Annotated in this window: 13 protein-coding genes; 7 read left to right on the top strand and 6 right to left on the bottom strand. The window is 63.1% G+C overall.

The genetic code is table 11. The annotated features are described in order from the left end of the window. Positions 1-6: 6 nt before the first annotated feature. From V5F78_RS23550 to V5F78_RS23525, 6 genes are all read right to left on the bottom strand, one after another. Positions 7-732 carry an SDR family NAD(P)-dependent oxidoreductase gene (locus V5F78_RS23550; protein WP_394016386.1) on the bottom strand — a complete coding sequence of 242 codons (726 nt, stop codon included), beginning with the start codon at positions 730-732 and terminating at the stop codon, positions 7-9. After that, complete coding sequence (locus tag V5F78_RS23545; protein ID WP_394016387.1) at positions 729-2033, bottom strand: MFS transporter; 1305 nt, start codon at positions 2031-2033, stop codon at positions 729-731. Before V5F78_RS23545 ends, V5F78_RS23550 begins: the two co-directional genes overlap by 4 nt. Before the next feature lie 39 nt (positions 2034-2072). Then, positions 2073-2801, bottom strand: coding sequence for an SDR family NAD(P)-dependent oxidoreductase (locus tag V5F78_RS23540; RefSeq protein WP_394016388.1), 729 nt, complete (start codon positions 2799-2801; stop codon positions 2073-2075). Next, positions 2801-3358, bottom strand: a complete 558-nt coding sequence (locus V5F78_RS23535; RefSeq protein WP_394016389.1) for a 2,4'-dihydroxyacetophenone dioxygenase family protein — start codon at positions 3356-3358, stop codon at positions 2801-2803. The genes V5F78_RS23540 and V5F78_RS23535 overlap by 1 nt, the downstream gene beginning before the upstream one ends. Positions 3359-3648: 290 nt before the next feature. Further along, a complete protein-coding gene (locus tag V5F78_RS23530; protein WP_394016390.1) occupies positions 3649-5526 on the bottom strand; it encodes a TRAP transporter large permease in 1878 nt (625 codons plus the stop codon). Beyond that, the gene (locus V5F78_RS23525; protein WP_509276853.1) at positions 5523-6563 is read right to left on the bottom strand and encodes a DctP family TRAP transporter solute-binding subunit; all 1041 of its coding nucleotides are present in this window, start codon (positions 6561-6563) and stop codon (positions 5523-5525) included. Before V5F78_RS23525 ends, V5F78_RS23530 begins: the two co-directional genes overlap by 4 nt. 275 nt (positions 6564-6838) lie before the next feature. Here V5F78_RS23525 and V5F78_RS23520 point away from each other — a divergent pair, with 275 nt between their 5' ends. The 7 genes from V5F78_RS23520 (at position 6839) to istB (ending at position 13855) form a co-directional block, all read left to right on the top strand. Then, positions 6839-7759 carry a LysR substrate-binding domain-containing protein gene (locus V5F78_RS23520; RefSeq protein ID WP_394072758.1) on the top strand — a complete coding sequence of 307 codons (921 nt, stop codon included), beginning with the start codon at positions 6839-6841 and terminating at the stop codon, positions 7757-7759. 152 nt (positions 7760-7911) lie between these two features. After that, entirely contained in the window at positions 7912-9273 is a 1362-nt protein-coding gene (locus tag V5F78_RS23515; protein WP_394016413.1) for an NAD(P)H-dependent oxidoreductase, read from the top strand. Between the two features lie 116 nt (positions 9274-9389). Continuing rightward, positions 9390-9722, top strand: coding sequence for a putative quinol monooxygenase (locus V5F78_RS23510; protein ID WP_394016414.1), 333 nt, complete (start codon positions 9390-9392; stop codon positions 9720-9722). After that, positions 9722-10663 carry an NAD(P)-dependent oxidoreductase gene (locus tag V5F78_RS23505; RefSeq protein WP_394016415.1) on the top strand — a complete coding sequence of 314 codons (942 nt, stop codon included), beginning with the start codon at positions 9722-9724 and terminating at the stop codon, positions 10661-10663. The genes V5F78_RS23510 and V5F78_RS23505 overlap by 1 nt, the downstream gene beginning before the upstream one ends. Positions 10664-11097: 434 nt before the next feature. Next, a complete protein-coding gene (locus tag V5F78_RS23500; RefSeq protein WP_394016416.1) occupies positions 11098-11430 on the top strand; it encodes a hypothetical protein in 333 nt (110 codons plus the stop codon). Between the two features lie 185 nt (positions 11431-11615). Continuing rightward, complete coding sequence (istA, locus tag V5F78_RS23495) at positions 11616-13103, top strand: IS21 family transposase (protein ID WP_394072782.1); 1488 nt, start codon at positions 11616-11618, stop codon at positions 13101-13103. Beyond that, entirely contained in the window at positions 13100-13855 is a 756-nt protein-coding gene (istB, locus tag V5F78_RS23490; RefSeq protein ID WP_394016433.1) for an IS21-like element ISPve1 family helper ATPase IstB, read from the top strand. Before istA ends, istB begins: the two co-directional genes overlap by 4 nt. Positions 13856-13910 lie beyond the last annotated feature (55 nt).

Raw genomic sequence — 13910 nt, 5'->3', positions numbered from 1 at the left:
GGGCTCCTAGGCAATAAGATACCCACCATCAACGGGCAGGATCACCCCCGTCATGAAGCTCGCCGCTGGACTGACGAGGAAGCCAACCGCCTGAGCCACGTCGTGCGGCGTGCCCCAGCGGCCAAGCGGAGTCCGGGACAGGATCGGCTGCGCACGCAGCGGGTCGTCCTGAAGAGCTTGGGTCAACGGCGTCGCAATCCAGCCCGGAGCGACGGCATTGACCCGAATACCGTCCGGTGCGTAGGCGAGCGCCAGAGACTTGGTTAACTGAGCGATGCCGCCCTTGCTCGCGCTATAGGCCGGGACCAGGCTACCGCCGAAGAAGGACAGCATCGACGCCAGATTGACGATGCACCCTCCGCTTGACGCAAGCTTCGCGCGGGCAGCCGTGGAAACGCGCATCGTGCCGGTCAGATTGACGGCGAGCACCTGCTCGAAGACGTCAAGCTGGTGCTCATCGGCGCGCCGAATGATACCGGCGCAGTTCACGACGATGTCGATCCGCTCGCAAGCCTCGACCAAGTCCCGAACTCCGGCCTCATTCGTCACGTCCAGTTCCCGGGCCATGATGTCTATTCCGGCTGGCGCTCGGTAGGCTGCTGCGCCCAGCCCGGCAGCCAGAACCCTGGCACCCAACCCGCCCAACACCTCGGCGATGCCGGCGCCAATCCCCGTCGTTCCTCCGGTTACCAGGGCTGTCTTCCCAGCGAGGAGGTTCGGTTGAAAAGTCATGCCAGGCGCTCCGTCAGGGAAAGGGTGTTGGGCGATTCCAGGGGCTTGCGCACGAGGAGCAAGTAAGCGGCCGCGGCCGCGACTGCGACCACCGCGGAGGCGAGCAGGGCGTTTACGTAAGAGCCCGTGCCCTCGACGATGTAACCGGTGATCACAGGCGCGAAGGAGCCGGCGAAGTAGCCGCCAAAATTCTGAATGCTGCCCAGGGATGCAACCTGCCGCTTCGGCACGATCACGCTCACCAGCGTCCATGCCGCCGCACTGGCAAGATTGATGAAGAACATCGCAAGGCAGATGTAGACCACCGCCAGCGTGACGCTCGGGGTGTAAGCCGCCGGGACCGTGAAGGCGGCGCCGCCGAGTAGGCCGATGCAGACCGGCCATTTACGGCTGTTGACGATGCTCAGGCCGCGAGCGAGCAGCCGATCGGCGACCTGCCCGGCCGAAAGCATGCCCAAGGTGCCGAAGATGTAGGGAACAGCCACGACCCAGCCGGTCCGCGCCACGCTCAAGCCGCGCTCGTGCTCAAGGTAGGACGGCAACCAAGTCAAGTAGAGCCAGACCATGTAGATGACGCCCATGAACCCAAGGATCATGCCCCAGGTGGTGCCGTGGGCGAACAAGCCGCGCCACTCGGCCAGGGTCATGCTCCGCGCCACCGGCTCCGCTGTGCCACCCTCGTCGAGATGGGCGATCTCCTCGGGCAGCAGAGCGACCTCGTTGCGGTTGCGGTAGAGGAGGTACCAACCGACAGCGACAATAATGCCCGCCACCCCCGTCAGCATGAACATCCAGCGCCAGCCGAAGAGCAGCATCAGCGCGGTCAGCAAGGGTGGAGCGATACATGGACCAATGCAGGACGACGCCACGAAGATGCCGGTTGGCGTGCCCCGCTCGCGGACGTTGAACCACTCGCTCACCGTCTTAGCGCCAGCCGGGAATTGGGGCGCCTCGCCCAAGCCAAGCACCGCACGCACCACAAGGAACTGCTGGAAGGAACCGACGAAGCCAGAGACCAATTGAGCGAGCGACCAGAAGAACATTCCGGCGCCGAGCATGATGCGCGAGCCCAGCCTGTCCAACAGGGCCCCGATTGGAAGCTGTGAGAAGGCGTACGCCAGCGAAAACGCCGACAGAAGCCAGCCCATCTGGGCAGGCGTGAGGCTCATCTCGTCTCGGATTGCCGTGTTGGCGATGGACAGCGCAGACCGATCAACATAGTTGATAATACCGGCGGCGGTCAGAAAGGCCACTGCGATCCATTGAATGCTGCGGAGCCGCGCCGTTTTGCCGGTCTGCATGCTCGTTCCTCCCTTGTGACTAGTGTTTGCTTGATGGGGTCAATAAGTGGCGCGCCCGCCGGATAGATCGAACACGGATCCGGTATTGAAGGTGCAGCTCTCGGAACAGAGGAACAGCACGAGCTCGGCCACCTCATCCGGTTCTCCGAGGCGGCCCATGGGGCTCTTGTCGACCATCGTCTGCACATGCGCCGGGCTCATCTGCTCAAGCAGGGCGGTGCGTACGGCAGCCGGTGCGATAGCGTTGACCAGGACGCCGGTTCTCGCGAGTTCCTTCCCGAGCGATTTGGTCAATGCGAGCACCCCGGCCTTCGCCGCGCTGTAAGCGCTTGCGTTCGGCGTGCCCTCTTTGCCCGCCAGGGAAGCGAGGTTGACGATGCGGCCCCAGCCCCGCTCGACCAGGATCGGCGCCACGGTTTGGGACACCAGGAAAGTGCCCGTCAGGTTCACGTCCAGGATGCGGCGCCACTCGTCGAGGGGGTACTGGAGGACTGGGGTCGTGAGCCCCGCATAACCGGCGTTGTTCACGAGGATGTCGACCCGACCATGTTGGCGCAGGGTGCTGGTGAGGGCCGACGAGACGGAGTCCGCATTGGTGACATCAACCGCGATGCCGTTTCCGCCGTCCGCCAGCGGGTCGCGGTCCCAAATCACTGGAACTGCCCCGCAACGGCCAAGCGCCTTGGCGATGGCGGCGCCGATCCCGCGTGCGCCACCCGTCACGACGGCAACACGACCCGCGAGATCGAAGCGAGCTGACTCGGCCATCAGCGGATGAACTGGTCGACGTAATCTGCGCCGAGGCCGATCTCACCGAAATGCTTGCGGCACATGTCGATCTTCGTGAAGACGTCCTCGTATCCGGTGTGACGTCCCCACGGGTCAACGTAGTACATGCATCCGTTGACCTGGAAATGCGTGATCATCTCCTCCACGCCCTCGTCCACGACCAGCGTGTGGGTTTCACCCGGGGGCTCGAAGGCATAGGAGCCCTCGGTCGCGATCCAGTCATGCTCCAGATAGCGCCAGCTTCCCTTGAGCACGAAGGCGTGGACAGGGGCCGGGTGGCGATGTCGGCTGAGAATGCCCGACTTCCGCACTTTCAGAAGGTTCATCCAGTAGCCTGACGACACGTTCAGGCAGAGAGGCCGAAACCACACGTTCTCGGCCTGCGGCACCCAGATGCGCTCGTCGACCGGAACCGCCGGGGCGACCACCAGGTCGGGCAAGCATTCCCGAGGTTGGGCGAACTGGTAGGGCATGCGCTTGAGCGTGGCAGCATCCAATCCTTCTGCCGGGTCCGCTTTTAGCTGTGTGTCGCTCATGCGCCGCCTCCTGTCCATAATATGGACGATGTGTCCATGTCTGGATGATATGAGCGGAGTTGTTTGGCTGTCAAATGGGCGCAGGGCACGCCGGGCCTGCCAGCTGCACACCTCCAAAAACCTCGCGTGTTCGAGCCGAGCGTGATTCAATCGGGCTCGGCAGTTCGGAGGCTGGAGCTTGCACGGGCAGCCAGGGTTCTTCGACGTTGACGAGACGATGCCGGATCTCTGATGGTGCCGACGAGCCCCAGCATGCCGCGATGCAGCCGGTGCTTCGGCTAGAGGCCGCCTTAGATGAAGCCGATCGAGAACCAGGGTACGAAGGTGAGAACTAGCAGCCCCACGAAGAGCGCGCCGAGATAGATCCAGATCCGCCGCATACCCGACTCGGGCGAAACCTGCCCGATGATGCAGGCCGCATAGTAGCAGAGGCCAAATGGTGGCGCGAAGATGCCAATACCCATCGCGAGGATCACGATCATGCTGTAGTGCACTTCGTGGATGCCGAACTGCTTTGCGATCGGGAAAAGAAGGGGCCCGAACAGAACGATGGCCGGGATGCCTTCGAGGAGGCTGCCTAGCACTGCGAAGGCGATGAGCGAGACGAGCAGGAAGCCGGCTTGGCCGCCCGGAACTGCTGCCATCGCGTGTGCGAGGCTGTGCGAGAACCCGGATTGGGTGAGGGCCCAAGCCATGGCGCTTGCAGCGCCCACGATGAACAGGATGGCGCCCGAGAGCGAAGCCGTACGGGCCAACATTGGTATTGCTGCGCGCCAGCTAAGGCCGCCGCGGTACACCGCGAGGCCGAGAAGAAGCGAATACGCGATCCCGATGGTGGAAACCTCCGTTGCGGTGGCGAAGCCCTCGACGACGGCGGTACGGATGAGAAACGGAAGCAGCAAGGCCGGGAGGGCCACGACGAGGCTCTTCATCACCACAGACAAAGGGGCACGGGTTACCTTGACACGGTCATCATCCTTGCCGGCGCGATAACGCGCTACCAGCGCGAGTACGAGCGCCAACACGATCGCGGGCAGGATCCCTGCCGTGAACAGAGCCGCAATGGAGACGCCCGTCACCGATGCGATCGCAATCAGCACGATCGAGGGCGGGATCGTCTCGCTCATCGCGCCAGAGGCCGCGAGGAGGGACAGCAACTCGCCGTCTTGCATGCCGCGGCGACGCATCTCGGGAAAAAGCACCGGGGCGACCGCGGCCATGTCCGCGGTCTTCGAGCCAGAGATGCCAGACACCAGAAGCATCGCGCCCAGCAGCACGTACGACATCCCAGCCCTCACATGGCCTAGCAGGGACGCCAGGAACTCCACCATCACGCGAGCCATGCCGGTCACGTCAACGAGTTGACCAAGAAGGACGAAGAGCGGGATAGCAAGCAACATGAGGCTGCTCATGCCCTCGTCGATACGGCCGACGACGATTGTAAGCGGAGTTGATGTGACGGTCAGAAGGTATGCAGAGGTGGCGAGAGCGAACGAAAAGGCGATCGGAACGCCCGCGGTTACTGCAACCCCCAGCAGACCAACAAAAAAGACGAGAAGTGCCCAATTGCCCAAGCCGGCGAGCAGGGGAGAAGCTATCGAGAGCGCGACGGCCAACACTCCGAGGACGCCTGCGACACTCGCGAGATCAGCGAGACTATGTCGCGCCAGCCGGAGCGTGCAGCTAAGGAGCGCCAGTCCGAATCCAACCGGAACTGCCAGGGCCCTTACCGTTCCCGACCAGCCCAGAGCGGGCGTCTCTACGAAGGATTGGTCATCCGTGTAGTCGTAAGCCGGATGAAGCATCAGGATGACGAAGACGAAAACCGCACCGACCGCGAGCGTCTCGCACCAGGCTTGCGCGCGCGGGGACATGGACCCAACCACGAAGGTTAGGCGCATGTGCTCCCCGCGCTGGATTGCCACTACAGACCCGAGCATTGCAAGCCACAGAAAGAGCAGGGACGCGAGCTCGTCCGACCAGATGATCGGATGTCCGAGGGATCGAGCGCAAATCCCGGCAAACAGGATTACGACTTCCGCGATCACAAGTAGGGCGGCGGGCACCTCCACCAGACGGCGTAGCCAATGTTCGCCGACGCGAACCCAAACCGAATGGTGAGCCAACTCCGAGCGGGCTGCCTCGTGGGTGCCATCCACGGCGTTCATGCTAGGGGACCCGTCACTTCTTCCAGCGCCTTCCACGCTTCGGGGCCGAACTTGCCTTTCCACTCCTTGTAGAAGCCGGCCTGCGTCAAGGCCTTTCGGAAAGCGTCCTTATCGGCACTTTCAAAGGTCAGGCCCTTCGCCGTGAGTTGCGCCTTGAGAGTTCCGTTCAGCTTCGCAACGTCGTCTCGCTGTTCCATCGAGGCTTGGTCGAACTCTCGTCGAACGATCGCCTGGAGATCGCTCGGCAGCCGACTAAAGGCGCGCCGGTTTGCTACGAGCCAGAAGGGATCCCAGATGTGGTTCGTCTCCGAGACGTATTTCTGGACTTCGTAAAGCTTCCCAGCCTCAATCGCGACTAGCCCGTTCTCCTGGCCGTCGACGAGGTGCGTCTGAAGCGCCGTGTAAAGCTCGCTGAAATTGATCGATGTCGGATTCCCGCCAAGTGACGAGAAGAGAGAGGTGAAGATTGGCGAGACTGGTACCCGGATCCGATATCCCTTTAGATCGTCGGGTGTTTTGATCGGCTTCGATGCCGACGTGATCTGGCGAAAGCTGTTATCGGAGGCCTTGGCAGCGACAATAAGGCCTGCCTTCTCGATCTGTGCGCGAACGTAGACACCAACAGGGCCGTCGACTCCGCGCCAAGCCTGGTCGTAATCGGAGAAGGCGAAGCCAACATTCGTTATGGCGGCTCCGGCCGCCACAGTGGAGATGACCGAACCAGCGATGTTTAGGAATTCGATTCCGCCGGATCGTACTTGGGTGATGAGGTCCGTGTCGGTGCCAAGCTGGCTTGCCGGGAAGAATTTCAGTTCGATGCGACCATTCGAGCCCTGCTCAATCCGCTTGCATGCCTGCTCCAGGCGCGCATTGATCGGCTGGGTCAGTGATTGCCCCGTCGCGACCTTGAAGCTGAACTCGGCTGCCATAGCAGGCTTGGTGCTGATCGCCGCGAGCGAGATGCCGGCTGCGGCGCCGGCGAGAAGGGTCCGGCGCGAAGGCCGGCCATTAGCTCCAGAATGCGTGTCGTCGCTCATCGTGCTTCCTCCGTCGCGCCCTTCGCCGGATCGACGGGGCGTCGCTGTCGTGATTGCTTGGTGTGCGCCCACGCCGTTGCGCGGGTCCGTGACGCGTGGTGCAGTCAGGTGCCAGACTAAGCCCGCCGGCTTCGGACGGCTGCGCCGGCTCCTTCCCCCCTTCCGGGCCCGGCTTTCCGCCGAGCCCACTTGATTGCGAACGAGACTAGAAAGCCGGTTCGTGAAGCACAATTCAGATTGTTTGCGCTTTTGTATAGCCCAGCTAAACTCTCGCGATGCACATGCCCTTCAGAGCCATCAGCGTCTTCCACTCCGTAGCCCGCCTTGGCAGCATCACTCGTGCCGCGGAGCAACTGGGTGTTACGCCATCCGCAGTGAGCCAGCAGGTTCAATCCCTGGAGGTCTGCCTCGGGACCGCGCTCGTGGCCAGGTCGGGGCGCAACGTCGTGCTGACCGAAGCGGGAAACCGCTACTTCGACATGATAGGCGGAGAGATCGAGCGCATCACGGAGGCCACCCAGCGCATCCAGGGTTTCCGGTCGGTCACAACCCTGATCGTGCGCGGTACGCCCAGCCTGTTGGCTAAATGGCTGCTCCCGAGATTGGCGTCCTTCGTCCAGGCTTACCCCGAGATAGAGTTGAGGCTGGACGGCACGAATGAGCCTACCGACTTCCGAAAAGAGAGTGTTGACGTTGAAATCCGACACGGGGCCGGTCAGTGGCCCGGTTTGTTTGTTGAACCCATAGCAACGGAACGCTTCTTTCCGGTCTGCGCACCGTCGCTCGCACCATCGGGGAGCCTCGACGCGGCCGACCTGGTCCGTCATCGCCTCATTCATTCGGTAAAGTCACAGATACAGTGGCAGCATTGGTTCGCGCTCGCCGGAGTGCCGCCGGAGGAGCGATGGCGACGGGTCCTGTTTGACCGCACGCACATGGCAATCGACGCCGCGGCGGGCGGTCTCGGAATCGCCCTAGAGAGCGACCTCATGATGTGGCGGGAGCTTAAGCAAGGCCGGCTCGTCTGCCCTGTGGCCGAACCGCCGGCCGTTACGCTGGCTACCCACTGGGTGACGTGTCCTCACGAATATCTGAGACACGGAAAGGTGAAAGCGTTCCTGAACTGGCTTCGCGCGGAACGGGACAGCTGGCTCGCCGAGCGGGACGGAACGGCGGGAAGCTTTAGCTGCACTTAATTGTGAAAACGTAAATCTGGATTGTGCTTCACGAACCTCAATCCTAGCCTCCGTAGGGTAGTGACCTTGGTTCCGCTTTTCCGGTGGGTCTCGGGTGGCGTCCCACTTGGCCGGGCCCCGCCTCGGGAGTCTGCCGCTCTCGGAGAAAACTGATGAATCTTCACATGTTGCTCGCGCAGCGCGCGTCACGCGGACAGCCGGTACGGGTCGGGTTGATCGGTGCCGGCAAGTTTGGTTCCATGGTGCTTGCCCAGGCGCAACGTATCGAGGGCATGCACGTCGTCGGCGTAGCGGACTCGAATGTCGGGCGTGCGAAGGCCTCCCTCTCGCGCGTCGGCTGGCCGGAGGAGCGATACTCGGCGCCTTCGCTCGGTGACGCCGTCAAGACCGGACGGACCTGTGTGCTAGATGACGCCAATGCCCTCGCCGCCTTCCCGGAGGTCGAGTGCATCATAGAGGCGACTGGGCACCCGATTGCCGGAATTCGTCACGGCCTCACGGCCATAGAGGCCGGCAAGCACGTGGTGATGGTCAACGTCGAGGCGGACGTGCTGTGCGGCCCGTTGCTTGCCGAGAAGGCGCGGCAGAAGGGTGTCGTGTACTCGATGGCCTACGGCGATCAGCCCGCAATCATCTGTGAGTTGGTCGACTGGGCCCGGTCCTGCGGCTTCGAGCTGACCTCGGCGGGCAAGGGTATGAATTTCGAGCCTCGCTACCGCTACTCCACCCCCGACACCGTCTGGGACTTTTTCGGGTGGTCCGAGGAGGAGGTCGCAAAGGGCGACTTCAATCCTAAGATGTACAACTCCTTCACAGACGGAACAAAGGCGGCGATCGAGATGGCGGCGGTCGCGAACGGCACGGGGCTCGACTGCCCGGACGACGGCCTGGCGTTCCCACCGACTGGGCTCAACGATCTTGCCCGCGTGTTCAGGCCCGTCTCAGACGGCGGGCGCCTGCCCAGGAGCGGTCTCGTCGACATCGCAGCAAGCCAGGAGCCGGACGGACGGGAGGTGTTCAACAACATCCGCTACGGCGTATTTGTCACCTTTAAGGCGACCAGCGAGTACACGCGCGACTGCTTCAGACAGTACGGCCTTCTGACGGACCCTTCGGGTTGGTACGGCTCCATGTGGCGCCCCTTCCACATGATCGGGCTTGAGACCAGCATCAGCGTGCTCTCCGCCGTGTTGCGTCATGAGCCAACCGGCTCATCCAAGGAGTTCCGCGGAGATGCCGTTGCCACCGCGAAGCGGGATCTAGAAGCAGGAGAGATGCTGGACGGCGAAGGCGGCTACGCTGTTTGGGCTAACGCTATCCCGGCCACGAGAAGCCTCTCTCTCGGGGCCCTGCCGATAGGGCTCGCTCACAACGTCAAGCTGAAGCGTCCGGTCGCGAAGGATCAGATCGTCAGCTTCGATGACGTGGAGATCGAGAACGATCTCGATGTCGTGGCGCTCCGGCGCCAGATGGAGGACGCGGCGCGTCCTGCTCACGCCAGGAAGGCTGCCTAACCGTATCTCGAAGCCCAGCATAGCTCGCGTGCGCCGCCCGGCCCGTCCGGTCGGCGCTTCGCTCTACTCGGACGTCAATCGTCGGGCCGGACGGGCCGGCCTCGATCGGTGCAGATATGTCAGATCTCAAGCGCTCCCAGTCTTTCGTCGTGATCGCGGAATTCAAGGTCAAGCCCGGCAAGTTGGACGCCTTTCTCGCGCTTGCTGCTGACGATGCGAAATCGTCTGTCCAGCACGAGCCGGGATGCCAGCTGTTCGATGTGTCCGTGGCGCAGGACGACCCCGAGACTGTGGTGTTTTATGAAGTTTACGACGACCAGCAGGCGTTCGACGCTCACCTCAGAACCCCTCATCTGGCGCGGTTCCGCGAGGGCATGCCCGCCATTGTCGCCAAGGAGCGGCCGGTCCGCTTCCTCGCCCGTCTCTGCGGCTCGGAGACCGTGCAGTGATCTCGCCGGGAGCTACCATCGGCTTCGTCGGCACCGGTATCATGGGCGCGCCTATGGCCCGGAACCTCGGCAGGGCCGGATACTTGGTCCGTGCCTGGAACCGCTCACGCGCGAAAGCTGATGCTCTCGCCGTCGAAGACGTGACAGTCGTGAATGAACCGGCGGAGGCAAGCTTCAGAGCAGCAGCGGTCATTTGTGCGTTGAGCTCGGGGCCGGTCTGTGACGCGGTTCTGATGGGTCCCAACGGCGTGCTCGCCGCGATGGAGCCGGGCAGCACGCTCGTGGTCATGAGTTCGATCCCTGTCGAGACTGCTCAACGCCAAGCCATCACAGCTGCCGAACGCGGAATCCAATACCTCGATGCGCCAGTCTCGGGCGGCGAGAAGGGCGCCATCGCGGGGTCACTTGCTATCATGGTCGGTGGCAGCGAGGAGGCATTCGAAGCTTCCAGGCCCGTACTCTCTGCCATGGGTCGACCCACGCGCGTGGGGCCGGTCGGCACTGGGCAGCTCGCAAAGCTCGTGAACCAGTCGATTGTCGCCACTACCATAGTCGCCATGGCAGAAGCGTTGACCCTGGCCGAGCGTGGGGGAGCCGAACCGGCGAAGGTTCGAGAGGCGTTGTTGGGAGGTTTTGCCGATTCGACCATCCTCAAGCAGCATGCGCTGCGGATGGCGACCCGCGACTTCGAACCCGGCGGACCAGCAAAGTACCAGGTCAAGGACACCTCTACTGCGCTAGCACATGCCGCAACCCTTGGCCTCTCGCTCCCGGTACTCTCGCTAGTGGACCGCTTGTTCGGCGACATGGTCTCGCACGGGGATGGAGACCTGGATCATAGCGGCATTATCCGCGAGGTCTGGCGCCGCAACCGTCTGCTCGCGATCGGCGTCGAGGAAGCTGGATGCAATCAGGAACCCAGCATGAGGCAGTCGACGTAGCCCTTCTGCAGCCTCCCTCCTTGCACCCCCCTAGCGCCATCTCAGTCGCTGTGGGCCTGGGGAGTGCCTGAGCCGGCCAGACGCAGTGGTCTGGGCTGATCAGTCTGCCGGCAAGCCGGCCTTCCGAAGGCGTGTGTTGGGCCGCCGTTTGGTGGCACCGTCACCAAAGCGGACACGCAGCTTCCGACCAGGACGGTCACCCGGATCAGGATGCCGGAGAGCGGACCTGCTGGATTTCCGAGTTGGGTCGTGTACTGCCATTCGCACAGGGTACCAAGCGTCACATTCTAACCACTAGAGCGGTATGCGCCACCTGCGCTACAAGCGTTCAAGGAAACGCAAGTGGCTCGATCAGCTTCTGTCCTGGCGCGACGCTGCGATCCCCTATTGCGAGGTGCGGTACGCGTTCCGAGCGACCCTTCCGCATGCCGCCGATGAGATACCCGGTCACCCCGGACGGGCGCTATTTCGTCGTGCGTGGCCGGCTCTGGCGCATGGCGGACCCAGGGTTGCCGAACGGCCGTCGGCAGGAGTTGGTGCGAGACCTGATGGCGGCCCGCCGAGCGGTCGGGTTCGCCCGCCGGGCGGGCGATCCGGAGGCCCTGGCGAGGGCAGGCGCGGCCGTCGACGAGGCCAAACGCAGTCTAGGCGAACGGGGACCTGTTTGGTGGACCGACGGTGCGCCCGACCTGAATCGCAAGATGGCCAGGACGACGGTCTATGCCGAGTGGTTCACAAACGTTGGCGAGGCAAGCGAGCCCAGTTAGCCAAATCGTTCGATTGTCCTTTCGCCGCTCCCACTGAGCGTTCACGATACTGGCATCTATCCGAATTGAGAACGGCGGTGCGAAATTCGTCCACGGTAGCGGCGGCATGATGCGGCTGCGGGCGGCTTAAAAGTCGTCCAGTTTTCCCTTTCTGCGGCAGCAGGGAGGGCGTGGGGATTTACAGCGTGGAGCTATATCTGAGAGTTCGTCAGGCTTGTGCGGAGGGCATGAGCCAGCGGGAAGCGGCACGGGTGTTTAATGTGTCGCGGGACACGGTTCGGAAGATGATGTCGTTTTCGGTTCCGCCCGGCTACCGTCGAACGGTCGAAGTCCGCCGCCCGAAGCTCGATCCGTTTATCCCGATCATCGAGGGGTGGTTGGAGGCTGACCGGATCATGCCACGCAAGCAGCGGCATACGGCGAAGCGGGTGTTCGACCGGCTTCGCGATGAGTGTGGCTTCACCGGCGGCTATACGATCATCAAGGATTACATCCGGGAACGTGAGCGACGTGGCCAGGAGGTGTTCGTGCCGCTGTCGCATCCGCCGGGCCACGCTCAGGCCGACTTCGGCGAAGCCCTGGTCCGGATCGGCGGGGTCGAGCAGAAGGCACACTTCTTCGTGCTGGACCTCCCGCACAGCGATGGCTGTTACGTCCGGGGTTATCCTGCAGCGGTGGCCGAGGCCTGGGTGGATGGCCATATCCATGCCTTCGCGTTCTTCGGTGCGGTTCCCCAGTCTGTGCTCTACGACAACGACCGGTGCCTGGTGGCGAAGATCCTGCCGGATGGAACCAGAAAGCGTGCCTCGCTGTTCAGCGGGTTCCTGTCGCACTACCTGATCCGGGATCGCTATGGCCGGCCGGGCAAGGGCAACGACAAGGGGAATGTCGAAGGCCTGGTGGGCTACTCTCGGCGCAACTTCATGGTGCCGCTACCGGAGTTCGCCACTTGGGACGCGTTCAATCTGTGGCTGGAGGAGCAGTGCCGCAAGCGTCAGCGCGCAGTCCTGCGCGGCGAAAGCGAGACGATCGGTGAGAGATTGCAGCATGACCTTGCTGCGATGCGCGCCCTCCCGGCGGCGCCGTTCGATGCCTGCGATCAGGACAACGGCCGGGTCTCGTCGCAATCTCTGGTGCGCTACAAGACCAACGACTACTCGGTGCCGGTTGCATACGGCCACCAGGATGTCTGGATCCGGGGCTATATCCATGAGGTGGTGATTGGCTGCCGGGGCGAGGTGATCGCCCGCCATCCCCGATGCTGGGATCGCGACGAACTGGTCTTCAACCCGATCCATTACCTCCCGCTGATCGAGCAGAAGATCAATGCGTTGGATCAAGCCGCCCCGTTACAGGGCTGGGACCTGCCGGAGGAGTTCGCCACCTTGCGCCGCCTGATGGAGGTGCGGATGAACCGACAGGGTCGGCGCGAATATGTTCAGGTCCTGCGGCTGTTGGAGGCCTTCGATCTGGCGGACGTGCGGGCGGCAGTGCTCCAGGCTCTTCGGATGGGGGCGCTCAGCTTCGATGCGGTGAAGCATCTTCTCCTGTGCCGGGTGGAGCGTCGTCCGCCGCGACTGGACCTCGACTGCTATCCCTACCTGCCGAAGGCGATGGTCGAGAAGACCAAGGCCGGGTCTTACATGCGGCTGCTGTCGGATGATGCGGCATGAGTGATGCCCCGGAAATCCTGCTCGCCCATCACCTCAAAGCGCTGAAGCTGCCGACCTTCCTGCGCGAACATCAAAAGCTGGCCCGCCAATGCGCGGCGGAAGGGCTGGACCATGTCCGATACCTGGCACGGCTTGTCGAACTCGAACTGATCGACCGGGAAAGGCGAATGGTCGAGCGGCGCATCAAGGCCGCGAAGTTCCCGGCCGTCAAAAGCCTGGACAGCTTCGACTTTGCGGCCATTCCGAAGCTGAACAAGATGCAGGTGCTGGAACTGGCCCGGTGCGAATGGATCGAACGGCGCGAGAATGTCATTGCCCTCGGCCCGTCCGGCACCGGCAAGACCCATGTCGCCCTCGGCATCGGGCGGGCCGCTTGTCAGAAGGGCCTCTCGGTTGGCTTCACCACCGCCGCAGCGCTGGTCAGCGAGATGATGGAGGCCCGCGATGAGCGCCGCCTGCTGCGCTTCCAGAAGCAGATGGCCGGTTACAAGCTTCTCATCATCGACGAGCTCGGCTTCGTGCCCCTGTCGAAAACGGGTGCCGAGTTGCTGTTCGAACTGATCTCGCAGCGCTATGAGCGCGGATCGACCCTCATCACAAGCAATCTGCCCTTCGATGAATGGACCGAGACATTCGGCTCGGAGCGCCTGACCGGCGCACTGCTCGACCGATTGACCCACCACGTCAGCATCCTCGAGATGAACGGCGAAAGTTACCGCCTCGCCAACAGCACTGCCCGCAAGCGGCGCTGATCAAGATCCAGGCATCTTACAACTACTGGCCCTGACGGGCCAGCGCGCCATGGCA

It is taken from the genome of Roseixanthobacter glucoisosaccharinicivorans (genome assembly GCF_043195095.2).
Taxonomy (GTDB): Bacteria; Pseudomonadota; Alphaproteobacteria; order Rhizobiales; family Xanthobacteraceae; genus NCEH01.
This window is presented reverse-complemented; position numbering and strand designations above follow the sequence as displayed.

Excerpts from the sequence above, each read along its gene's own strand:
- V5F78_RS23510 (WP_394016414.1), top strand. The coding sequence starts at position 9,390 with ATGTCAGATCTCAAGCGCTCCCAGTCTTTCGTCGTGATCGCGGAATTC.
- V5F78_RS23515 (WP_394016413.1), top strand. The coding sequence starts at position 7,912 with ATGAATCTTCACATGTTGCTCGCGCAGCGCGCGTCACGCGGACAGCCG.
- V5F78_RS23500 (WP_394016416.1), top strand. The coding sequence starts at position 11,098 with ATGAGATACCCGGTCACCCCGGACGGGCGCTATTTCGTCGTGCGTGGC.
- V5F78_RS23535 (WP_394016389.1), bottom strand. The coding sequence starts at position 3,358 with ATGAGCGACACACAGCTAAAAGCGGACCCGGCAGAAGGATTGGATGCT.
- V5F78_RS23540 (WP_394016388.1), bottom strand. The coding sequence starts at position 2,801 with ATGGCCGAGTCAGCTCGCTTCGATCTCGCGGGTCGTGTTGCCGTCGTG.
- istB (WP_394016433.1), top strand. The coding sequence starts at position 13,100 with ATGAGTGATGCCCCGGAAATCCTGCTCGCCCATCACCTCAAAGCGCTG.
- V5F78_RS23550 (WP_394016386.1), bottom strand. The coding sequence starts at position 732 with ATGACTTTTCAACCGAACCTCCTCGCTGGGAAGACAGCCCTGGTAACC.
- V5F78_RS23545 (WP_394016387.1), bottom strand. The coding sequence starts at position 2,033 with ATGCAGACCGGCAAAACGGCGCGGCTCCGCAGCATTCAATGGATCGCA.
- V5F78_RS23520 (WP_394072758.1), top strand. The coding sequence starts at position 6,839 with ATGCACATGCCCTTCAGAGCCATCAGCGTCTTCCACTCCGTAGCCCGC.
- V5F78_RS23525 (WP_509276853.1), bottom strand. The coding sequence starts at position 6,563 with ATGAGCGACGACACGCATTCTGGAGCTAATGGCCGGCCTTCGCGCCGG.
- V5F78_RS23530 (WP_394016390.1), bottom strand. The coding sequence starts at position 5,526 with ATGAACGCCGTGGATGGCACCCACGAGGCAGCCCGCTCGGAGTTGGCT.